This window comes from Amycolatopsis sp. CA-230715 (genome assembly GCF_018736145.1).
Classification (GTDB): domain Bacteria; phylum Actinomycetota; class Actinomycetes; order Mycobacteriales; family Pseudonocardiaceae; genus Amycolatopsis.
The window spans coordinates 3,975,056-3,996,343 of sequence record NZ_CP059997.1 but is presented as its reverse complement, the minus strand read 5'-3'; the positions used below and the strand labels follow the sequence as shown (position 1 = coordinate 3,996,343).

Genomic DNA, 21,288 nt, shown 5'->3' with positions numbered 1-21,288 from the left:
AGCACGCCGGTGAAGTAGTTTTTCCAGGTGTTCCGCGATTCCGAGGGCAGGCGGATCCCCACCGTGGGCGACGTGCTGCTCACCGTGATCCCGACGGTGTTCGTCGTCGGGATCACGACCGTGCTCGGGCACTGGCAGTGGCACGTCAGCAGGCCGCTCGACGTGCTCGGGTACGCCTGGCTCGTCTGCGCCGGGCTGCCGATCCTGCTCAACCGCCGCTTCCCGCTCACCGCGTTCTTGGTCTCCGGCGTGCTCGGCTGGACGTACTTCTGGCCGGGTTACCCCGGAGGTCCGGTCCTGCTGCTGGCCGCCATCGCGTTGTTCCTGCTGACGAAGAACCGCGGCCCGCTCGTCGCGGGGCTCGCGGGCGGTGGACTGCTGGTCGCCGGGTTCGTCGCGCAGTTCGTCCGCGGCGGCCTCGAACTGAACGCGGCCGCCGCGATCTTCCCCACGCTGATGGCCGCCGTGATCGGTATCGCGACCGCGGTGCGGACCCGGATCAGCGCGATCCGCGCGACCCGGGAGCGCGCCGCCGAGCACCAGCACCGGCTCGCCGAGCAGGAGCGCCTGCGCATCGCGCGCGAGGTGCACGACGTCGTCGCGCACAGCCTCGCCATGATCAACGTGCAGGCCGGGGTCGGCGCGCACGTCGCCGACCGGCGCCCCGAGCAGGCGAAAGAGGCGTTGAAGACGATCAAGGAAGCGAGCGCCGCCGCGCTCGTCGACCTGCGCGCCACGCTCGCCGTGCTCCGCGGCGCCGAAGCGCACGCACCGGCGCCGAGCCTGCGGCAGATGTCGGAACTGCTCGACCACACGCGCGCCACCGGCCTCGGTGTCCGGGTGCACGGTTCGCCGGGCGACCTGCCCGCGCCGACGGACGCCGCCGCGTACCGCATCCTGCAGGAGTCGCTGACCAACGTGGTGCGCCACGCGAACCAGCCCAAGGTGGTCGACGTCCGCTTCGCGCGGGCGGACGGCATGCTGGAGCTCGTGGTGCACGATGACGGGATGGGCGCGCGCGAACCGAAGACCGGGAACGGGCTGCGCGGGATGCGCGAGCGCGCGGAAGCGCTCGGCGGGCAGGTGCGGGCCGCGGCCGTGGTGGACGGGTTCGAGGTCAGGGCCCTGCTGCCGGTGGAAGGGGGCGAGTAGTGCACGCCGGTACCAGGATCGTGCTCGTGTACGGGCTGACGACCAGGGCCTCGTTGCCGGACACCAGCCCGTTGTCGTCGCTGTACGACTACGGCCGGTTCACCGCGCACCTCGAAGCGTCCGAGTCGCTGTTGCCGCGGGTGGTGTTCGACTACCCGGTAGGCGATCTCGCGGGTGCCGAACCGCTCGGGCTGACGAGCGTGCGCGCGATCCTCACGGTGACCCCGCGCGGTGATCTCACGCTCATGCTGGACGTCGAGATGGTGCCGGAAGCGACCACCGAGTTCGTCGCGCGCATGCTCGCGGCGACGTGCTTCCGGCGCGGGGAAATGACCGTCGACGGGACACCGCTGCTCGACTGGGCGTCGGCGCAGGTCGACGCCGACTGCGCGCTGGAGTTCGGCCGCGACGTGCACCAGATGGTGTTCCCCGGCGGCGCGCTGCTCGACCAGCTCTACGCCGACCAGATCTCCCATCCCGACCGCCTTTCCCCGGCCGCGGCGCAGGTCATCTACCGCGGCACCCGCCAGATCGCCAGCGGGATCCGGATCCCCGGCGGGCTGAACAACCCCGGCCAGACCGTCCTCGCGCACGGGCGCGGCGTGTCGGTCGCCGCCGGCTGGGGCGCGGAGGTGGAGACCTGGGGCGACGAGCTGGAAAACACCTACGTCGTCGGTGTGCTCGTGCTGGTGGCCGCGCTCGAAGTGGTGCAACGCGTGCGGCGTGCCGCGTTCGCCTCGCTCACCACGAACTCCGATGCCATGCTGGAGTCCACAGAGGACGCTCGGACGCTGGTGTCGCGGCTGTCCTCGGAGCTGAACGAAATGCAGCTCGACCTGAGCTTCGGGGTGGAGGCCTACATCGACAGCGTGCTGATCCCCGAGTTCGTGGTGGAGGGCTTCCAGTCCTCGCTTCGCGACGCGGTGGGACTCGACCACGGGCTCGCGAACACCTCGCGCATGCTCGAACGCCTGCAGGCCGTCATCGAAACACGACTGTCCACATTGGAGGCAGCGGCGGGCGAGCAGCAGGAGCGGAGCGCGCGCCTGATGTCCGGGCTGTTCGGTGCCGGTTCGCTGATGGCGCTGCCGCCCGCGCTGCTGCTGGCGTTCTTCGGGCTCAACGGTCAGGAGGTCAGCGAGCAGTGGTCTATTTTCGACTTCGGGCACTACTGGCTCGCGTACCTGGTGGTGTGGGTGCCGTTCCTCGCGCTCGCGGTGGTCGGCGTGGTGCTGCAACGGCGGATCAGGGCGTCGTCGCCGCAGCTGACCAGGTCGAGGAGGCGGCGGTGAGACCCGCGATTTCCGCGCACCGCGGCGGTTCCGAGGAGTACCCGGCCGCGACGGCCGAGGCGTACAAGAGTTCGGTCGAGACCGGCGCCGAGTACGTCGAGCTGGACATCCGCCGCACCGCGGACGGCAGGTTCGTGGTCTACCACGACGACTTCGGCGAGCTGACCTACGCCGGGCTGTGCGAGCGCGTCGGCTACGAACCGCCGTTGCTGCGCGAGGTGTTCGGCCTGCTCGCCGGGCACGCGATCGCGCACCTCGACCTCAAGGAGATCGGTGACGAGCACGAGATCGTCGAGCTGGCGAAGGAAATGCTCGGCGACCGGTTCGTGGTGACCTCGCTCGAAGACGTCTCGATCGCCCGCGTCAGCAGGGATTTCCCCGAGGTGCGGACGGCACTGTCGCTCGGGCGGGACCTCGACGGATCGCCGTGGTGGCACCGCGCGCGCGTGCGGCTCACCGAGCTTTTCCCCGCGCGCCGCCTGAAAGCGTGCGGTGCCGACGGAGTCGCGGTGCACCAGCGCATCGCGCGCGCCGGGGTGCTCGCGCAGTGCGCCCGCGCGGGCCGGTTCGCGATGGTGTGGACCGTCGACGACGACGCGAGCCTGCGGCGCTTCCTCGACGACGCGAGGGTGGACGTGCTGATCACGAACCGGCCGCGGCACGCGGTCGAACTGAGGGGGGAGCACCCGTGATCCGGGTTGTGCTCGCGGACGACCAGGCGCTCGTGCGCGGCGGATTCCGCGTACTGCTGGAAACCGAGGACGGCTTCGAGGTGGTCGGCGAAGCGAGCGACGGGGCGGAAGCGGTCGCGCTGGCGACCGAGCACAAGCCGGACGTCGTCGTGATGGACATCCGCATGCCGGGCGTGGACGGGCTCGAAGCGACGAGGCGGATCACCGCGAACCGCGACCTGGAAACCGTGAAAGTCTTGGTACTGACCACTTTCGACGTCGACGAGTACGTGTACGAAGCATTGCGGGCCGGTGCGAGCGGGTTCCTGCTGAAGGACATCGAACCCGTCGAACTGCTGCGCGCGCTGCACGTGGTCGCCTCCGGCGAAGCACTGCTCGCACCGACGGTGACGCGGAGGCTGATCTCGGAGTTCGTGGGGCGCCCGGAAAACCGGCGCATCGACACCTCCGCCGTCCAGCAGATCACCGACCGCGAACGCGAGGTGCTCGGCCTCGTCGCCGGTGGCCTGTCCAACGACGAAATCGCCGCGCACCTCGTCATCTCGACCGCGACCGCGCGCACCCACGTCAGCCGGATCATGACCAAGATCGGCGCGCGGGACCGCGCGCAGCTCGTGGTGCTGGCCTACGAATCCGGCCTGGTCACCCCGCGAGCGAAATGAGCTCGGCAACGAGGTCCGCGCGGGAGCGGGCTTCGGTGTCGTCGCGCGCCGGGTGCCAGGGGCAGGCGATGTCCACGGCGACGACGCGGCCGGTCTCCACCACCCGCCGGGCGGCGTCGAGGACGGCGCGCCGGGAAGGGCCGTTCGCCGCGGGGACGCGCGTGTTGGGCAGTTCGTCGTTGTCGATCACGTCGACGTCGATGTGCAGGACGAGCGGGCCCTCGGGCAGCTCGGCGGTATCGAGCGCCTCGATGTCGTGGCGGCGGAGTTCGCTGGTGGCGAGGAACTCGACCTCGGCAGGGTCGAGATCGCGGACGTCGACCAGTGCGGCCTGGCGCTCGGCGAGCGGGCGCAGGCCCAAGGGGTCCGCAAGCTGATCGCGGTGCGCGCCCAGCGCGAGGCGCACCACCATGCCGCCGAGGTACCCCGAGGTCGAGGATTGCTGGGTGTGCACGTCGCCGTGCGCGTCGAACCACACCAACGACGGGTTGAGGCCCGCGCGCTGCACACCGGTGAGCGTGCCGAGCGCGGCGAGGCAGTCGCCCGAGACGACCGCGGGGACCGCGCCCGCCCGGATCGGGGCGGCCACCGCGTCGGCCACGGTGCCGAACAGGGCCACCATGCGGGCCCAGACGTCGCCGTCGGGCAACACGGGATCGACGGTCGTGGTGGGGGCGGGCACCGGGATGTCCGTGTCCGGCAGCCGTTCGTCCTGGTGGTATGGCACGAGAATGGTCGTCACCTGGTCGAGCCTAGGCGGGTGGTGACGCGTTTGAAGCCGATCAAGGTGGAATACCGTTCCCGGTCAGCGAAATCGGCCCGGTGCCACACCGCGGGGCGCCCGATTTCCGCGCACAGGTGCAGGACCTGACCGTCACCGGCCCAGACGCCGACATGCGCGCCCCACGGCTCCTCGGTGGCGTTCACCAGCACCAGATCTAGGGGCTCGGGCGAGTCCACGCGGGTGGAGTGCGCGGTGTCGGCCCACAGCTCGCTCGACCGCAGAGGTGGCGCCGCCAAGCCGAAATGCGCCAGTACCGCGTAGGCGAAGAGCTGACAGTTGGCACCCGCTTCGAGCCCGGGGCGCGCCGCGACCGCGGCGGAACCGGGGAAGCGCTCGCCGGCGTAGCGAACGTCCCGGAAGGCGAGGACCGGCTCAGCCGCTGTGATCGTTCCTCCGCAACGACACGGCGAGGCGCACGAGGAACACCACAGCGAGCAGAGCGACGATGGCGATCTGAACCCACACGGGACGGCCTCCTCTCGCCACCGATGCTCCGTAAAGAGAGGCGTCCGAGCGGGGACCTCGTGCATCGACGCGCCCAAACCTCACCCACCCAGGTGAGTCAGCGCGCCACCTTCTGGAGCCAGATGTTGCCGCCGGGGTTCTTCGCGAGGTCCGGGATGCCGTGCTTCAGCAACTGCCGGTGCCGCGCCCACATGTACCGCTGGTACCAGCGGACCTCGAACCGGTCGTTGAACATCAGGAACGCCCTGAGCAGGTAGTTCTCCTGCCACGCGCGGCCCTCGCGTACCCATTCCTCGGGGTATTCGAACGGGAAGAAGATGTCGTGGATGTGCACCCACACGCCGTCTTCGAGCCGCGGCAGCACCTCGAAGAACAGGTAGTTCACGTCCGATCCGGCCTTCACGACATGCGTCGAGTCGATGAAGAGCACGTCACCGGGGCCGAGGTCCGCGAACGTCTCCAGCGGCACGTCCTGCACCGGCTTTTCGAGGATCGAGACGCGCTTTTCGTCCCCGGGCCGGACCATTTCGCGCAGCAGATCCGCGTACGGCTCCACGCACACGAACTCGGTGTCCGGGTCCAGCCAGCCCTCGATGGTGTCCAGCGTCATCGCCGACGAGTAGCCGGAGCCGATCTCGATCACCTTCGACGGCCGGATGTGCCGCAGCATCGCGTGCAGCACGATCGCGTCCGACCACGAGTAGGCGGAATTGTCGTAGAAGAACCGGAATTCCCCACCCTCGGTGACCGGGAACGGCAGGTCCTTCGCCAGCGGCGCCAGCTTTTCGAACAACGCGACCTGCTCGTCGTCACGGAGATCGATTCCGGCGGGCAGTGAGCGCGTGTCGAAGATGGCACCGGAGCGCTTTTCGACCTCGGCGGGATCCGCGTACGGCGAATAGAAGTGCCCCGGCGGGACCCAGGTCTGGTAGGTGTCCTCCAGTACCCGCTTCGCCTCGGTGACCTCGTCGAGGCGCGCCTTGTAGTCGTCGTGGTGGAAGCGGAGATCGTCGTGGTGGAACTTCAGGTCGTGGTACGCGGTGTTCAGCTGCGCCGCGCGCGCCGACAGCTCGTCGCGCTCCGCGGTCAGTTCGTCGTGGCGCGCCGTCAGTTCCGCGTAGTTCGCGGCCAGTTCGTCGCGCACCGCCTGAAGGTCCACATAGGACTGTCTGGACGAGATGTACCTGCTCGCGAAGGAGCGCAGGCCCCGTTTCATCGGCACGTCCTCACCGCTCGCGCAGCCGGTTGACCAGCTTGCGCCCCGTACGGCCCGCCGCCCGCAACGGCGCGCTCGCCTTCCACGAAGCCGAATCCCGCAGTTCGCCGATCGCGGCGTGCGCGTTGTTCGACACCTGCACCAGCGCGTTCAGCTCCGCGCGCACCGCGGCTAGTTCCGCTTGCAGCGCACCGATGGTGCGCTGGTCTTCTTCGCGGTCGGCCAGCGTCTTGTCGAGCTGGCGCACCGATCCCGGCGGCAGCAGCAACGGCTGCTCGTCGAGCGCGACGTGGATGAACGAGCGCATCACGTTCCACTCGTCGGAATCCACCGAATGCGAGGACGAGTTCTTCGACCACCGGTTGTAGATGCTGGTCAGCTTCCCGGTGTCGTGCACACCGCACACGGAGGCGGCCCTGATCAGGAAGTGCCAGTCCTCGCACACCGTCAGCGTCTCGTCGAAGGAGAACCCGAGCGACACCAGCGCGCGCGGGAACGCGAAGCAGTGGAACGGCGTGCGGTTCTGCCGGATGTGCCCGACCAGGTCGAACGCCGTGGTGTACGTCGGCAGCAGCGGCCCGCTCGCGGCGTGGTCGGCGAGTTCGTCGCGCGAGGCCCACCGCCGGTTCTGCTCGGCGGCCCAGCCGCGCACCACCATGCCGGGATGCGCCCGCGCGCCGCGGTGGATCGCCTCCACCCAGTTCGCGGTCACCAGGTCGTCGTCGTCGAGGAAGACCACGTAGTCGCCGGTCGCCTCGCGCAGCCCGAGGTTCGCCGGGCGGCCCCGCCCGCCGCCGTCGCAGCCGATCACCCGCACCCGCTGGGAAAGATTGCTCTCGAACTCGTCGACGAGCCGCCGCACATCGTCCTTTTTGGACAGATCGTGCACCACGAGCACGATCTCGAAGTCCAGGTCGGTCTGCGCGGCGAGGCAGCACAGGACCTCGGTCAGCGTCTGCTTCCTGGTGCCCGTCGTGCGCACCACCACGCTCAGGAACTTGTGCGCGGTGGCCGTCGTTTCGGCCTGCCTCGGCGCGCCGCGGTGGTATCGGCGGACGAACTGGTTCACCGTGCCGTACTCGTCGACGCGCGAGCGCACCACGTCGATCAGCGCGCCGAGGTTCGTCTCGGTGCCGAACGCGGGGTGCTGCGGCAGATGCTGGTCCGACTCGGCGAGCGGGAAGTCCTCGCGCGCGCCCTCGTACCAGCCAGCCGAGCCCATCAGCTCGGTCAGCGTCCGGTCGGTGAAGAAGCGCAGGTGCGTCCGGTCGAGCAGGCCGGTGTCGGTCATGTTCCAGCTGCCGCACAGCAGTTGCCTGGCGAGATCGACGTGCCCGACGTTCGGGATGCTCACCACCAGCTCGACGTCCTGCTGCGAGCCGAGCGCCTCGGTCAGCGCGCGCAGCACCGCCGCCGGGTCCGGCACGTGCTCCAGCACGTCGAGGCACAGCAGCGCGGCGACCGGCCTGCCCGCCACCACGTCGCGCACGATCCCGGCGAGGTCAGGTCCGCGGTGTGGCCCTCGAAGCCCAGCTCCACCAGCTTGAACACCGCGTCGGCGTCCACGTCGAGCCCGACGTAGGTCGCGCCGAGCGCCCGCACCGGGGCGGCCATCGCGGCCGCGCCGCAGCCGACGTCGAGCACGACCTTGCCGCGCAGGTCGCTGCCCTCCAGCAGGCGCACCGCCGCGCCGTAGGGGCCCTGCTCGGTGAACTTGAATGCGTACTCGCCCAAGGCTTTCTCTCTCAGAATCGTCTGCGGCCGTACTCGCCGTCGACGAACTCGGCGACTGCGGCCCCGCCCGGCACCGCCGACGGCAGCTCCTTGCGCTTGCGCCGCCGCTCGAAATCGGCGACGGCGCGCTTCTGCTCCTCGCTGCCGTGCTCGCGGATCACGTCGATGGTCTCACGGACGATGTCCGCGCGGTCGTACTTCGTCGCCAGCAGCAGCCTGCCCAGCAGGCCCTCGTACAGCTCGATCCGGGTGGGGCGGACGCCAGCGGTGCGGTCGAGCCGTTTGTCGTGGAACAGCACCGCGCGCGGCTCGTGCACCACGCGCCCGCCGCGAAGGCGCAGCCGCCAGCTCAGGTCGACGTCGTTGACGTACGACGGGAACGTGGCCGCGTCGAAGCCCTCGACCTGGCGGTAGGCGAACGTCCTGACCAGCAGGCACGCGCCGCTCGCCCAGCTCTGGTCGCCGACCACCGGGTCGTAGTGCTTCGGGTGCTCGCACGGGATCTGCCTGGCGTCGGCCGCCACCACGTCCGGGGTGCGCAGGCTGCGCACCAGCGTGGTCAGCAGGTTCGGCGCGACGTAGGTGTCCGGGTTGAGGAACAGCAGCGTGTCCTCGCGGGCATCCTCGGCGAGCGCGTTGCACGCGGCGCTGTGGCCGAGGTTCTTCGCGAACCACCGGTACTCCACCGAAACCGAGCCGTCGAGCCCGTCGCGGAGGTCGTCGAGGTCCTTCTCGCCCAGCAGCGCCCGGTCCGAGCAGTCCCCGATCGCGATGCACAGCACGCCGAGCGAGTTGGCCTGGTCCGCGATCGCGTTCTCGACCGTCCTGCGCACCGCGCGGAGACAGCGCCACAGCTCGTCCAGCGAGTTCTCGTACAGGACTATCGCGACCCGGACCGACGTCGGCGTGTGGTCGTCGTCGGACCGGGTCTTCGCCAGCGGTTCCGTCATTTGGCCGGGGTGTGCGCGAGTTGGTCCTTGAGCAGCTCGTCGTACTTCTGGCGCGCCATCGTGCTGTTCACGTCGTAGGTCTCGACCCTGATCACCTTGCCGTCGGCGACGTACTGGCCGCGGAACACGTACTTCTTGTCCCCGCTGTCCTGCTGCCAGGTGTAGAGCTTCACGCCGGTCTGCTGCGCGGCCGCGGTGACCTCGGTGAACCCGAACCGCTTCAGGTCCTCTTCGAACTTGGTCATCAGGTCCTGCGGCGACGAGGTGGTGAACGCCCACAGGCTTTCCGTGGTGGTGCCGTCGTTCGACAGCGCCGACTGCGCCTGCGTCACGCCCGCGGCCTTGAGCTGGACCAGGTCCGGTTCCGGCAGCGGCTTCACGCTGGCGAGCTGGTCGGGCGTGTAGGTCTTCGGGCCGGGGCCCTCGCCGTCCGGGATGACCAGCGGGCCCGCGGTCTTGCGCTGCGTCGGGCTCGGCGGCGCCTGCTGGCCGGAGGTCTGCCCGCCCGCGGTGGGGGTCGGCTCGTCCTTCTTGTTAAACACGGTGAAGAACAGGATCGCCGCCACCGCGAGCACGACGACCACCGAGCCCGCGATGATCGCGGTCAGCTTGCCCTTCTTGGGCTTGGGCTCGGTTTCGAACGACTCGGGGCCCTGCTTGACCCATTCCGAGCTGCCCGGCGCCGCGATCGGCGGGAAGTCCGATCCGGCCCACGGCGGGCTGAGGTCGCTGTCGGGCGTGTTCCACGCGGGCTGCTGGAAACCGCTCGCGGGGGAGGACGGGTTCTGCTGGAACTGGCCCGGCTGCTGCTGCGGCGGGAACTGCTGCCCCTGACCCGCCGGCGGCTGGCTGCGCCACGCGGCGGGGACCGCCTGGGTGCGCTCGGCGCTGCTGTCCCCACCGGCCGCCGGCACGCCGTGCGGCGGGCTGATCGGCTGGATCACCTGGGTGGAGTCCGCGCTCGGCTGCTGCGGTTGCGGGGGCTGGGAGTACGGCTGCTGTTGCTGCTGGGCGTACTGCTGCTGCGGCGGCGGGCCCTGCGGCACCGAGGGCGGGCCCTGCGGGGTGGCCACGGGACCCTGCTGGGGGCCTTGGCCCGCCGCGGTGTCACCATGTGCGACCGCGGAGGACAGCACCTGATCCCGGCGAACCCGGTAGTCGTCCGCGGAAAGCCTGCCGGAGGCGAGCTCCTCATCCAGCTTGCGCAGCTCTTCCTGCCACGACACGTAGCGCCCCTTAGATTCCGAACCAACGGGTGACGGGTCGAAACCGCCCCCGTATCACTCCTGCGGTGACCCCGCACATTGTGCACGGTAGAAGCGGAGCCCGCTGCCGCGGGTCGAATCGTCACCGAAGCGTTTCCGATGATCAGGGGCCGGTGCTCAGTTCTTGGGAAGAACCCCGGTCAAAGCCTTTTCGACACCGCCGAACTTGCCCGCCAGCGCGGCCTGCTCGCCCTGCGGCGTCTGGGACACGCCGATCCCGACGACATTGTCGCCGGAGCGGTACCACGAGGCCATGACCCGGCCGGAATCGTTCTCGCGGGCCAGCGCGTCCGCATTGGTTCGCGATTTCTGGAAACCGACCGAGGACGACTGCGCGGTCAGCGCCTTGACCAGGTTCGCGGCGCCCTCCGCGGACGCGGTCGGCACCACGAGCACCATGTAGCCCTCGGTCCGGTCGCTGGAACCCCGGTAGACGACCTCGCGGGCGCCGTTCGCCTTCATCGCGTCGAGCGCGGCCTTGTCGAACAGCTTCAGCTCCAGACCCTTGTCGAGCGCCATGGTCGAGTTCGACGGGCTGGCTGTGCCTGGCAGCGGCGGAAGCCGGTCCTCCAGCGACGCCGTGGCCTGGTCCTGGCCGACGGCGGGGGGCGGCGCGCTCGGCTGCTGCTCGTCGGAGGAGGAGCTGAGCCACATCGTGCCGCCGATGATCAGCCCGAGCACGATCAGCACGCCGACCGCGAGGAAGGCCCACGTCGGCTTGGCGCGGGCGCGGCTGCTCGGTGCCGGGTCGTCCATCGGGAACGGGTTCGCCGCGGTGGCGGCGGGGGAAGCGGGCGTGGTCGGCTGAGACGGCGGCCGCGGCGGTTCGGGCGGGCGGACGGCGGGGTGGATCACGGTCGGCTCCTCGAGCGGCCGCGGGTACGGCATCGACTCCGTCCTGCGGACGTCGGCGGGGCTCGGCGCGGTCGTCGGTTTGTCGGTGGACAGCAGGGATTGCGCGTGACTCGGCTTCGGCGCGGGTGCTTCTTGGGGAGCGGGCGGGGTCGGCGCCGGGTTCGTCGCCTGCCACTGGTTCCGGCGCGGCGGCTGGCCGTGGGCGGGCGGCACGGGCTGGCTCGGGGCGGGCGGCACCGGCTGGCCGGAGTGCTGGCGCGGCGAGACCACCGGCGACGCCGCCGAACCGCCCGACACGGCGGCGAGCAGCTCGTCCCGCTGCTTGCGGTGCTGGTGCTGGGTGATCTTGCCGCTGGCCAGGTCGGCGTCCAGACGTCGCAGCTCTTCCTGCCAACTCATCTGGTGCTCCTCGTGGGTGTCCTCGCGGGGTTTCACCGGGACCATCGGCACCCCAGGGCACAACGGTAGCGCGAACGGGTGAAACTCGTACGTTCGTGTGGACTTCTGACCCGTTCGCGCAGGACCGGTGTCCGCGTGGTGCAGTTTCGCACCGCCATCGCCCGATTGAGCACCGAGCTGGCTTTATGGCATCTCTGGTATGTCCTGGGGCGCTACGGAATGGCAGCAGCTTCGCGCCGAGCGGATGGGCGAGCCCGGCGCCGAGGAAGCCTATGACGGGGCCCGTCGCGCCTTCGAACTCGGTCGCGTCGTTCGCGAGATGCGCGAAACGCGCGGCTGGACCCAGGCGCGGCTCGCGGAGGCCGCGGGCATGACGCAGTCCGCGGTGGCGCGCTTCGAGGCTGGAGGCACCGTGCCGACCATTCCGGTGCTCGAACGCCTCGCCCGTGCGCTGGGCGCGGAACTCGAGGTTCACCTCACGCTGTCCGCCTGACACCTTTCCGGTTTGTACGGCGTTTGTACGCCGCCGGTGCAGGATGCGCGCGGACCTGCTCCGGACCGTTGGAGGACAGCGATGAGGATGCCGTTCAAGCGCGCCGCGGGGGCGCTCGTGCTGACCGCGGGGATCGTGCTGGCCGGGGCGGCTCCCGCGCCCGCCGAGCCCAGCGCCGCGGGCTGCTCGACCTCGGGCACTGGTGACTCGCGCACCTGCGCGCAGGCCGTTGCCTGGGCCAAGGCGCACGTGCACACCTCGAACAACCCCGACTACTACCGCTACTGCGACCGGATCAACGCGTGGGCGTACGGGTTCAGCGCGAGCGGATCGGCCACGGCGTACGTGCACTGGACGCAGATCCCGGCCTCCCACAAGCACGCCGGGGCGACCAGCGTGCCCGCGGGCGGGCTGGCGTTCTTCAGCAACGGCGGCGCCGGGCACACGATGATCTCGATCGGCGGCGGGAAGTTCCTGTCCAACGACATCCACGGCAACGGCAGCTACACCCAGACCACGATCGCCGAGATCAAGAGCAAGTGGGGCCAGCACTACCTCGGCTGGGCGCAGCCCTGGTTCAAGGTCAACCACTGATCGGCCCGCGGGGGCCCAACCCCAGTGGGTCCCCGCGGCTCAGATTTCCAAGCCGTACAAGGAAATCGCGTTCGCCGAGGAGAACTTCCGGCGCTCCTCGTCGGACGAGAACTGCCCGAGGAAGGACTCGATCTCCGTCCGGGACGGGTGCTGGAACGGGTAGTCGGTGGAAAAGATCAACCGGTCCACCGGCGTCACCGAAAGGGCGTGCCGCAGGAGCGCCGGGTTGAACATGCCCGACGTGGTGATGAAGAAGTTCGACCGCACGTAGTCCGCCACCGGGCGCGAAAGGCCCGCGACGCGGGACAGGCTGTTGGCGCGATCGAGCCAGAACAACAGCATTTCGCCCCAGTGGCCGAGCACGACCCGCAGTTCCGGGTGCCGGTCGAAGGTGCCGCGCAGGATCAGCCGCAGCGCCGCGGTCGCGGTGTCCAGGTGCCAGCCCCAGCCGAAGGTCGCGAGCGCGAGCTCGGTCATCGGGTCGAAGCCGCGGTACGACGCGTCGCGAAGGGCGCGCGAAGGCAGCTGGGGGTGGATGAACACCGGCTGGCCCAGTTCCGCCGCGGCGGCGAAGAAGTCGTCGTAGGCGGGATCGTCGAGGAAGCGGTCGCCCGTTCGCCCGTAGACCATGGTGCCGACGTGGCCGAGGCCCGCGGCTCGGTCGAGTTCGCCCGCGACGTCCTTCGGCGACGACAGGGGCAGGGTGGACAGCGAGCGGAACCGGGACGGGTGGGCGGCCACGGCCGACGCGGCGAGGTCGTTCGCGGCGCGGCTCAGCCGCACGGCTTCTTCTGGTGGCAGCGCTTGGGTTCCCGGCGGCGTCAGCGCGAGGATCGAGACGTCGATGCCCTGCTCGTCCATGGCCGCGATCCGGCCCGCGCCCAGGTCTTCCAGGCGCTGCCGGTGATCGCCCATTTCGTTGAAGGCAAGGCTTTCGTCGCGATCGTGCTCCGGCAGCGCGTCGAGTGCGGAGCTCAGCTCCGGCGTGATCCAGTGTTCTTCGATGGCGATGAGCGTCATGGGCTTACCTTTTCGGTCGCGTGCGCGGTCTGGTCGGCGGACTTCGCGGGAGCGGCCGCGTGCGCGAGCGCCGCGACGACGGCGAGCGCGGCGATCGTGACCGCCATCGGGATCGCGGAACGGCCGTCGCCGAGGCTGACGAGCGGCGAGATGAGCGCCCCGAGCCCGAACTGGGCCGCGCCGAGGACGGCCGATCCGGTGCCCGCGGCGCCGGGAACGGCGTCGAGCGCGATCCCGGTGGCCGGGCCGAGGACGAATCCCAGTGACGAAACCGCGAAGAAGATCGGCACGGGGAGCCAGGTGGCACCGATCGGCAGCAGTGCCATGGCGAGCAGGACGAGTGCCGCGGCGAGGAGCCAGCCGACGCCGATGGCGAGGACGTGGCGCGGCTCGCGCCGGTGCAGCAGCCGCGACGACACCGCGCTGCTCAGCACCAGGCCGAGCGCGTTGAGCGCGAACAGCAGGCCGTAGGCGACCGGGCCGACACCGATGACGGTCTGGTACAGGAACGGCGACGCCGAGATGTAGGCCATCAGCACGGCGAACGCGAAGACGAAGGTGGCCGTGGCGGACAGGTAACCGCGGCCGCGCAGCAGGCGGAATCCGCCGCCACCGGCCGTGCCCCGCCGCTCGCGCGGCAGGCTTTCGCGCACGACCGCCGCCGACCCGGCGAGCATGGCCACGGCCAGCGCCGCCAGCACGGCGAGCACCCCGCGCCACTGGATCGAATCGACAAGGAGGCTGCCGATCAGCGGCGCGATCACCGGGGCGACGCCGCTGACGATCATCATCAGGCTGAAGGCGCGCGCGGCGGCGCGGCCGGTTTCGAGATCGGCGATGACCGCGCGGCCGACGACCATGCCCGCCGCGGCGCTCAGCCCCTGCACGAGGCGAGCGACCAGCAGAACGCCGATCGTGGGCGAAAAGGTGGCGAGGACGCTCGCCGCGACGAAGGCTGCCGAACCGGCGAGCAACGGCCCCCGCCGCCCCAGTTTGTCCGACAGCGGCCCGAAGACGAGCTGCCCGGCGGCGAGCCCGAGCAGGAACATGGTGAGGGTCAGCTGGATCGCCGTGTCGCTGGTGCGAAGGTCCGCGGCCATGCGCGGGAACGCGGGCAGGTAGAGGTCGATCCCGAACGGGGCGACGCTGGCCAGCAGGGCGAGCACGAGCAGGAGCGGAACGGTGAGGGTGCCGCGTGACGTGGTGTTCACCCAACTCCTCTCAAAAATCAGATATCGAAAGATAGCTATCAACTGACAGCAAAGGTAGCATGACGCGGTGGATGAAGCGCAAACATCGAGGTTGTTCGAGCTCGCCGACCTGGTACTCGCGGTCGGCAGGCACATCCACGCGGCCAAGGAGTCCCCGGAGTTCTCGTTCGAGGCGTGGACGCCGCTGGAGAGCGCCGTCATGCGGTTCATCGACCGGAACCCCGGCACTTCGGCCAGTGCGGCGGCGGAGGCGACCCAGCTGATCTCCAGCAACTTCAGCAGGGCGGTGCGGGGCCTGGAGAAGAAGGGCATGGTGCGCCGCGACGTCGACGAGCACGACGCCCGGCGCGTGCGCCTCTATCCCACCGCGCGGGCGCACGAAAACCTGCAGCACCTGCGAGAGGTCTGGAGCGGCCTGCTCGACGGGATCGTGACCGATCCCGCGGAGGTCGACGCGCTGAACGCGACCCTTCGGCGCATCGAAACCGAGCTCGTCGCGAAGGCGCGGAACGGCGCGCGATAAATCCCGCGAAAACCAAGATCAATTCCCCGCGACCGGTGCATAGTTCGAACATATGTTCTAAAATGGAGGGAACTTCCGGGGGAGAGGCGGTCAAGGTGGCATACGTGACGCTGTCGACTTTCGTCGGCTACAGCAACGGTTCCGGCCCGAAGCGGGCGTCGTTCGTGCGGCAGACGCGGCGGCTGTACGAACGCCCCGCGCGCGGCGGGTTCGACTTCTACCGCCGTCCGACGAACGCGATCAGGGCGGGCAGGGCGGCGGGAATGGACGAGGAGGCGATGACGGCGCTCGTCGAGCAGGCCCCGCCCGCGGCGCGCGGCCATTTCGCCGCCGTGGCGGACGGTTGGCTGCACTACCTCGGGCGCCCCGAGTTCGCCCGCGGCCGGGTGCCGGAGGTCGTCGAGTGCGGGCGCGCGCGGTGGCGGCACAGCGATTTCGAGCTCGGCGTCAGCCCGCATCTCGGGCTGCGCAAGCGGGACGGCCGCACCTACGCGACCTGGCTGTACTGCAAGGTCGAACCGCTCACCCCGGACGTCGCGAACCTGGCCTGCTGGACGATGAACGAGGTGATGGACGACCTGATCCCCGGCGCGGAGGCGATGGTCGTCGACGTCCGCCGCGCGACGCCGTACGTACTGGGCGCGCGCGGCCGGGCCAGGGTCGGCCGGTGGGCGCTGAGCGAGGTTTCGTCCTTCTTGACGTTGTGGGACAACGCCGCCTGAGTCGCCGCGAGTGATTCGTGATGGGGAGTTGAGTACTGGTACTCAAGACATTCCGGGCGCGGCGGGCGACCGTAGGAGCCATGACGAAACCTTCCGCGCCGAACACCGGCGCCTTCTTCGCCCAGGCCGCCGTGTCGTTCGCGGTGGCGCTCGCCGCGGTCGCGATCGGGGTGGCCTTCCTGCCGGTGAACGGCTGGGTGCGCGGGTTCCTCGCGCTCGGGCTGCTCTACACCGTCACGTCGGCGTTCACGCTGGCGAAGTGCATCCGCGACCGCCAGGAGGACTCGTACCTGGTGAACCGCGTCGACCAGGCGCGGCTGGACAAACTGCTCGCCGAGCACGATCCGTTCAAGGAAGCGGTCTGAGGGATCCGGCTGGCTGACCGGCGGCTACCATCACCGCGTGTTCGAGTACCACGGATGGGTGGCGATCGCCGAAACGTCCGGCGCCGAGAGCGATGACGCGTCGCTGCGGCGCACGGTCGAGCGGGTCGGTCGCCGGATGAGCGACCTCGGCGACTACGGCCTGTTGGACCTGCGGTGGCTGAACGGGGCGCCGTTCCTGCACTTCGCGGGTCTGCCGAACCACCGTGCCCGGTGGGGCGACGAAATACTGGACCTCTTCGAGCACACCGCCCGGCTGGCACCGGGCTCCTACGGGCTGCTGTACGTTCGCGACGACACGGATCCCTTTCAGGGCAACGAGTTCCGCGTCTACCGGATGGCGAAGGGGCAGGTCACCGAGCACGCGGACCCGTTCCTTTCGCCCGCCGTGCCCACGGTGGAGGACGCCGCCGACTGAGCCGCCCCCCACCGTGGGTGCCGGGTCAGAACGTCACGTCGTCACACGAGTAGAACGCGTTCGCGGTGTCGGCGATGTCCCACACGGCGAGGATCAGGTGGCGCCCGGACTTCCCGGCCGGGATCGTTCCCGAGTGCTGGACGGTGTTCGGCGGCCGCTTGCCGTTGAACGGCACGGTCAAGAACGGCGCCGGTTCGAGCTGCGCCCTGGTCAGCGGCGCGGCCGGGTTCCAGCCGTTCTTGGTGATGAAGTACCGGAACGACGTGGTGGCGTGCGCGGCGGTCAGCGTCCAGGTGAAGTCGAAGTTCGCGCCGCTGGTGAGCTTCTTGGCGGGCCAGTTGCCGCCGCGGGGATCGTCGAGCTGGGCGAACTCGCTGTGGTTCGCGGCGCAGATCCTGCCGTCGGCTGGCCCTCTCGCGGGGAAGCCCTTGGGGCCTTCCACGCTTTGCGGTTCCCACTGGATGGAACCGCAGTTCTTGACGGTGCCGAGCTTGCAGAGGTAGGCGCGGCTCGGCGGGTTCTGGGTGTACCCGTGGGATTGCGCGATGCCGGTGGAGACGAGTGTCAGGCCGAGCACGGACGTCAGCAGCACGCCGAGGCCGAGAGACTTCCTTCGCATTCCTCACTCCTCACACTGTGACCACTACGCTGTGGTGTAGACCAGTGTGAGCCGGTCGAGAAATGGTTTAGACCACCGAGCAGACCAATCAGGGGAACGCGATCTTCCACCCCGCGGCGCAGTCACCGAAGCATTCGGCCCAAAGCAGACGAGCGACCCGACAAAATCAAGAAGTGCGCACAAACCCAACATGAGAACCAACCGACCTGCTGGTCCAAGCCCACCGCGCCCAGCGCCCGCCAAGGCGAGAAGCTCGCACCCTGGGGGCGTGGGGGCTGGGCCCCCACAACGAAACGGGACCCCGGGAGCAGGCAGTGCCTGCGAACACAACTCCGACGAGCGGATGACGGGACTCGAACCCGCGACCCTCACCTTGGCAAGGTGATGCGCTACCAGCTGCGCTACATCCGCACACGCGCCGTGTTTCCGACGCGCAGACGAGCTTACACGGCCGACGAACCGGCCCGTCGCCCCACCCGTCCGGAGGTAACGCGGTTACTCCGGGCGCACAGGGGGTGACGGCAGCGGTTTCGCTCCGTATGGTGTCCCCATTCAACCGAAAGGGTTAGTCCTTCGGGGAGGAGGTGCCTGGCCGGATGACCGAGCAGGCGACGGTGCCGCAGCACGCGTTCACGGGGCATGACGAGCTGGCGCTGCTCAGAAGGCTGCGCTCGGGCGAGGACGCCGCCTTCGGCGAGCTGTTCGAGCTGCACGCGGCCGCCGTGCGCAGGCTCGCGCTCGGCCTCGCCGCCGACCGGTCCGAAGCCGAGGACATCACCGCCGAAACCTTCTTCAGGGTGCTGCAGGCCTTGCGCCGCGGCGCGGGGCCGCGCGACCACATCCGCGCCTACCTGCTGACCGTCGCGCGCCGCGTGTCCTGGGAATGGCACGGCGCCCGGCGCGACGTGCCGGTCACCGACGACGAGCTCACCAACCGGGCGGGCGCGGACGCCGACACGCACGCCCGCACCGACGAGCGCACCCTGATCACCACCGCCTTCACCAGCCTGCCGGAGCGCTGGCGCACCGTCCTGTGGCAGACCGAGGTCGAGGGCGAGCAGCCCGCGGTCGTCGCGCCGCATTTCGGGCTCAGCGCCAACGCCACCGCCGCGCTCGCCCGCCGAGCGAGGCTTGGCCTGCGCGCCGCCTACCTCCAGGCGCACCTCGCCGTCGACCGGACCGCCGACGTCGGCTGCCGCGCGGTCACCGAGAAGCTCGGCGGCTACACCGCGGGCAGCGTCACCGGCTCGGAGGCGCGCAAGATCCGCAAGCACCTGATGGGCTGCGCGTCGTGCCGGTCGATGCACGCCGAGCTGCGGGACGTCTGCTCCTCGCTGCGCGCGCACGCCGGGGTGCTCGTGCTGCTCGTGCCCGCTTCCGGGCTCGTGCTCGGCACCGCCGGAAGCGCGGGCTCCAGCGGCGCGGGCGTCGGGTTCGCCGCCGCTGTCAAGGGTTTCCTCGTCGGGTCGAAGATCCAGGTCGGGATCGCGCTCGCGTCCACGGCCGCGGTCGGCGCGCTCGGCGTGGCCGGCGGCCCGGTGCTGTTCGACCCGCGCGGCCCGCACCAGCTCGCCCAGCCGGACCAGGGCGTCCAGCTGCTGCAGATCGCCCCGCCCGTGCCGGGTCCCGGCCAGAACCAGAAACCGGTGCCGCCGCCCGCGCCGCGGCCGGGCGGCGCCGCGGTGATCGACTTCGTCGCGCCCGCCGGGGCGGGCCCGGCGCCCGGCCGCGAGCACGACCACCCCGCCACGCCGCCCGGTGAGCACCGGCAGTTGCCCAGCGAGGTCGTCGTCGGCACCGGGCCGCAGCTCCCCGGCGTGCAGAAACCGGGCACGCCGCCGTCGTCGCCACCCGCGTCGACGCGCACCGGGACCCCGAGGATCGATCCCGGCACCGGCGACCCGAGCCCGTCGAGCGACATCACGACGCCGAGGATCACCACGGATCCGAGCTGGACCCCGGAAGACCCGGTCGAGCCGACGACGCCGAGGAAGACCGCCCACCCGCGCCCGAGGCAGACCTCGTCGCCGGCGGGCGGCACGGACGGCGGGCCGCCGCGCTCGGGGGCCCGCACGGACGACAGCACCGTGGGCGGCTGCACCGGCACGTCGGCTTCGCCGGAGTCGTCCGGCTCATCCGGATAGCGGAACCTGTACCGGGACCACCCGTTCGTCCTCGCGCCGACCTGCCGGATCACGGTACGGTTGAGACGCTCATGCCGTCGCGCGGGAGGACAGGATGAACCGGCTGGTGCAGGGTGAGGACGGCCGGGACTGGACGGTCCGCGCGCAGATGGAATGGCGCGCACCGGCCACCGCGGACGGATCGGACGACTTCGAGCACGACGTCGCGGCCAGCTACGGCCCCGGCATCGGGATGCTGGTCGTCACGCTCGCGCTGATCGGCGTGCTGGTGGTGTGGCTGCCGACCGACGTGGTGATCCCGGCCTGGGTGCCGCTCCTGCTGCTGCTGATCATCGTGTTCTTCCCGTTGCGCTGGGTGCTGCGCCGCCCGTGGACGGTGGTCGCCGAGACCGACGGCGACGTCACCGGCGACCACCCGCCGGAGCGCTGGGTCGGCACCATCCGCGGGCTGTTCACCGTCCGCGGCGAGGTCACCAAGATCGCGAAGACGATCGAACGGCACGCGCTGCCCGATTTCGACGGTCCACTGCGTCCGATGGAATGAGATGATGGCCCGGGGCGAGGAGTGCGCCCGGGACTGGAGTGACACGCGATGCCGGAGCTACCCGAGGTCGAGGCGCTCGCACACCACCTTCGTGAGCACGCGGAAGGCCGCACGGTCACCCGCGTCGACGTCGCCTCCATGACGGTGCTGAAGACCGTCAGTCCCGCGTGGACGGACCTGCACGGCCGCGAGGTCACCGGGGCGTCGAGGCACGGGAAGCACCTCGACCTGGTGTGCGGCGAGCTGCACCTGGTGACGCACCTGGCGAGGGCGGGCTGGCTGCGCTGGTCGGACTCGCTGCCCCCGGCGCCGCCGAAACCGGGCGGCAAGGGGCCCATCGCGCTGCGCGTGCACCTGGACGGCCCGGGGTTCGACCTCACCGAGGCGGGCACCAAGAAGGGGCTCGCGGTGTGGATCGTGCGCGATCCCGGTGAGATCCCGAGCATCGCCAGGCTCGGTCCCGACGCGCTGGAGGTGGACCGCGCGAAGCTCGGCGAGCTGTTCGCGGGCCGCACGGAGCGGTTGAAGACCGCGCTCACCGACCAGTCGCTCATCGCCGGGATCGGCAACGCCTACTCCGACGAGATCATGCACGCCGCCAAGCTGTCGCCCTACTCGACGCCGGGCAAGCTCGACGACGCCGCGCTCGACCGGCTCGCCGACGCGATGCGGCAGATCCTCCTCGACGCGGTGGAGCGCTCCGTCGGGCAGTCCGCCGCGAGGCTCAAGGGGGAGAAGCGATCCGGTCTGCGGGTGCACGCCCGCGCTGGCCTGCCGTGCCCGGTGTGCGGTGACACGGTGCGCGAGATTTCGTTCGCGGACAAGGCTTTCCAGTACTGCCCGACGTGCCAGACCGGCGGCAAACCGCTCGCCGACCGGCGGATGTCGCGCCTGCTGAAGTAGCGGTCGCGCGGGCCCGCCCCCCACGACGGGCCCGCGCGACTCCGGCCGCACAGGCAGCCGGGACGGCGCGGTGAGCCGTTCGAGCCAGACACCGTACCCGATCGGGCCCACTTCGGGCACGCCCTGTTTCGCCCGCGCCAACGATCGGAGTACCCGTGCGCCGCGATCGGAGGGTCCACAAGGGACGCTTCGTCCGTCGCGTGCGCGACTGTCCTCAAGGGACAGTCGAACAGCGGTCACCCGTCGCC

The 21,288-nt window shown here is 70.5% G+C and carries 24 protein-coding genes and 1 tRNA gene; 13 read left to right on the top strand and 12 right to left on the bottom strand.

The window, feature by feature from the left end; genetic code table 11:
• Nucleotides 1-27 precede the first annotated feature (27 nt).
• The 4 genes from HUW46_RS18895 to HUW46_RS18880 are packed head-to-tail and all read left to right on the top strand — an operon-like array spanning nt 28 to nt 3,798.
• Nucleotides 28-1,152: a sensor histidine kinase gene (locus HUW46_RS18895; protein ID WP_254126313.1), complete on the top strand. Its 1,125-nt coding sequence runs from the start codon at nt 28-30 to the stop codon at nt 1,150-1,152.
• The gene (locus HUW46_RS18890; RefSeq protein ID WP_215548528.1) at nt 1,152-2,444 is read left to right on the top strand and encodes a phage holin family protein; all 1,293 of its coding nucleotides are present in this window, start codon (nt 1,152-1,154) and stop codon (nt 2,442-2,444) included. Before HUW46_RS18895 ends, HUW46_RS18890 begins: the two co-directional genes overlap by 1 nt.
• Nucleotides 2,441-3,136, top strand: coding sequence for a glycerophosphodiester phosphodiesterase (locus HUW46_RS18885; protein ID WP_215548527.1), 696 nt, complete (start codon nt 2,441-2,443; stop codon nt 3,134-3,136). The genes HUW46_RS18890 and HUW46_RS18885 overlap by 4 nt, the downstream gene beginning before the upstream one ends.
• Entirely contained in the window at nt 3,133-3,798 is a 666-nt protein-coding gene (locus tag HUW46_RS18880; RefSeq protein WP_215548526.1) for a response regulator, read from the top strand. Before HUW46_RS18885 ends, HUW46_RS18880 begins: the two co-directional genes overlap by 4 nt.
• On the opposite strand, the gene HUW46_RS18875 is transcribed toward HUW46_RS18880, so the two are convergent.
• The 8 genes from HUW46_RS18875 to HUW46_RS18840 all read right to left on the bottom strand — a co-directional run bounded on the left by HUW46_RS18875 (nt 3,779) and on the right by HUW46_RS18840 (nt 11,466).
• A complete protein-coding gene (locus tag HUW46_RS18875; RefSeq protein WP_215548525.1) occupies nt 3,779-4,540 on the bottom strand; it encodes an arginase family protein in 762 nt (253 codons plus the stop codon). The genes HUW46_RS18880 and HUW46_RS18875 overlap by 20 nt on opposite strands.
• Nucleotides 4,537-4,818, bottom strand: coding sequence for a hypothetical protein (locus tag HUW46_RS18870; protein WP_215548524.1), 282 nt, complete (start codon nt 4,816-4,818; stop codon nt 4,537-4,539). Before HUW46_RS18870 ends, HUW46_RS18875 begins: the two co-directional genes overlap by 4 nt.
• Before the next feature lie 326 nt (nt 4,819-5,144).
• A complete protein-coding gene (locus HUW46_RS18865) occupies nt 5,145-6,263 on the bottom strand; it encodes a class I SAM-dependent methyltransferase (protein WP_215548523.1) in 1,119 nt (372 codons plus the stop codon).
• A gap of 10 nt (nt 6,264-6,273) precedes the next feature.
• Nucleotides 6,274-7,752 (bottom strand): glycosyltransferase, encoded by a 1,479-nt coding sequence (locus tag HUW46_RS18860; RefSeq protein WP_215548522.1) that lies wholly within the window; start codon nt 7,750-7,752, stop codon nt 6,274-6,276.
• Nucleotides 7,656-7,997 (bottom strand): hypothetical protein, encoded by a 342-nt coding sequence (locus HUW46_RS18855; RefSeq protein WP_215548521.1) that lies wholly within the window; start codon nt 7,995-7,997, stop codon nt 7,656-7,658. Before HUW46_RS18855 ends, HUW46_RS18860 begins: the two co-directional genes overlap by 97 nt.
• 11 nt (nt 7,998-8,008) lie before the next feature.
• Complete coding sequence (locus tag HUW46_RS18850) at nt 8,009-8,947, bottom strand: glycosyltransferase (protein ID WP_215548520.1); 939 nt, start codon at nt 8,945-8,947, stop codon at nt 8,009-8,011.
• The gene (locus tag HUW46_RS18845) at nt 8,944-10,173 is read right to left on the bottom strand and encodes a flagellar basal body-associated protein FliL (RefSeq protein ID WP_215548519.1); all 1,230 of its coding nucleotides are present in this window, start codon (nt 10,171-10,173) and stop codon (nt 8,944-8,946) included. The genes HUW46_RS18850 and HUW46_RS18845 overlap by 4 nt, the downstream gene beginning before the upstream one ends.
• A 156-nt stretch (nt 10,174-10,329) precedes the next feature.
• Nucleotides 10,330-11,466, bottom strand: coding sequence for a hypothetical protein (locus HUW46_RS18840; RefSeq protein ID WP_215548518.1), 1,137 nt, complete (start codon nt 11,464-11,466; stop codon nt 10,330-10,332).
• Nucleotides 11,467-11,665: 199 nt separating this feature from the next.
• Between HUW46_RS18840 and HUW46_RS18835 the strand changes: the two genes are divergently transcribed.
• Both HUW46_RS18835 and HUW46_RS18830 read left to right on the top strand, forming a co-directional pair.
• On the top strand, nt 11,666-11,959 hold the full coding sequence (locus tag HUW46_RS18835) for a helix-turn-helix domain-containing protein (protein WP_215548517.1): 294 nt from the start codon (nt 11,666-11,668) through the stop codon (nt 11,957-11,959).
• Nucleotides 11,960-12,040: 81 nt separating this feature from the next.
• Complete coding sequence (locus HUW46_RS18830; RefSeq protein WP_254126310.1) at nt 12,041-12,553, top strand: hypothetical protein; 513 nt, start codon at nt 12,041-12,043, stop codon at nt 12,551-12,553.
• 39 nt (nt 12,554-12,592) lie between these two features.
• On the opposite strand, the gene HUW46_RS18825 is transcribed toward HUW46_RS18830, so the two are convergent.
• On the bottom strand, nt 12,593-13,573 hold the full coding sequence (locus HUW46_RS18825) for an amidohydrolase family protein (RefSeq protein WP_215548516.1): 981 nt from the start codon (nt 13,571-13,573) through the stop codon (nt 12,593-12,595).
• A complete protein-coding gene (locus HUW46_RS18820; protein ID WP_215548515.1) occupies nt 13,570-14,784 on the bottom strand; it encodes a multidrug effflux MFS transporter in 1,215 nt (404 codons plus the stop codon). Before HUW46_RS18820 ends, HUW46_RS18825 begins: the two co-directional genes overlap by 4 nt.
• Before the next feature lie 67 nt (nt 14,785-14,851).
• On the opposite strand from HUW46_RS18820, the gene HUW46_RS18815 reads away from it, so the two are divergent.
• The 4 genes from HUW46_RS18815 to HUW46_RS18800 all read left to right on the top strand — a co-directional run bounded on the left by HUW46_RS18815 (nt 14,852) and on the right by HUW46_RS18800 (nt 16,830).
• Complete coding sequence (locus tag HUW46_RS18815; RefSeq protein WP_215548514.1) at nt 14,852-15,307, top strand: MarR family winged helix-turn-helix transcriptional regulator; 456 nt, start codon at nt 14,852-14,854, stop codon at nt 15,305-15,307.
• A gap of 104 nt (nt 15,308-15,411) precedes the next feature.
• Nucleotides 15,412-16,029 carry a hypothetical protein gene (locus HUW46_RS18810; RefSeq protein ID WP_254126308.1) on the top strand — a complete coding sequence of 206 codons (618 nt, stop codon included), beginning with the start codon at nt 15,412-15,414 and terminating at the stop codon, nt 16,027-16,029.
• 80 nt (nt 16,030-16,109) lie between these two features.
• Nucleotides 16,110-16,394, top strand: a complete 285-nt coding sequence (locus HUW46_RS18805) for a YiaA/YiaB family inner membrane protein (protein ID WP_215548512.1) — start codon at nt 16,110-16,112, stop codon at nt 16,392-16,394.
• A 37-nt stretch (nt 16,395-16,431) separates the two neighbouring features.
• Nucleotides 16,432-16,830, top strand: coding sequence for an Imm7 family immunity protein (locus tag HUW46_RS18800; protein ID WP_215548511.1), 399 nt, complete (start codon nt 16,432-16,434; stop codon nt 16,828-16,830).
• A gap of 25 nt (nt 16,831-16,855) precedes the next feature.
• Here the strand turns inward: HUW46_RS18800 and HUW46_RS18795 are convergent, their stop codons facing one another.
• Entirely contained in the window at nt 16,856-17,449 is a 594-nt protein-coding gene (locus tag HUW46_RS18795; protein WP_215548510.1) for a lytic polysaccharide monooxygenase auxiliary activity family 9 protein, read from the bottom strand.
• A 338-nt stretch (nt 17,450-17,787) separates the two neighbouring features.
• Nucleotides 17,788-17,860 (bottom strand) — tRNA-Gly (locus HUW46_RS18790).
• A 185-nt stretch (nt 17,861-18,045) separates the two neighbouring features.
• On the opposite strand from HUW46_RS18790, the gene HUW46_RS18785 reads away from it, so the two are divergent.
• The 3 genes from HUW46_RS18785 to HUW46_RS18775 all read left to right on the top strand — a co-directional run bounded on the left by HUW46_RS18785 (nt 18,046) and on the right by HUW46_RS18775 (nt 21,040).
• Nucleotides 18,046-19,593: a sigma factor gene (locus tag HUW46_RS18785; RefSeq protein WP_215548509.1), complete on the top strand. Its 1,548-nt coding sequence runs from the start codon at nt 18,046-18,048 to the stop codon at nt 19,591-19,593.
• Between the two features lie 94 nt (nt 19,594-19,687).
• A complete protein-coding gene (locus tag HUW46_RS18780; protein ID WP_215548508.1) occupies nt 19,688-20,137 on the top strand; it encodes a DUF983 domain-containing protein in 450 nt (149 codons plus the stop codon).
• Between the two features lie 48 nt (nt 20,138-20,185).
• The gene (locus HUW46_RS18775) at nt 20,186-21,040 is read left to right on the top strand and encodes an Fpg/Nei family DNA glycosylase (protein WP_215548507.1); all 855 of its coding nucleotides are present in this window, start codon (nt 20,186-20,188) and stop codon (nt 21,038-21,040) included.
• Nucleotides 21,041-21,288 lie beyond the last annotated feature (248 nt).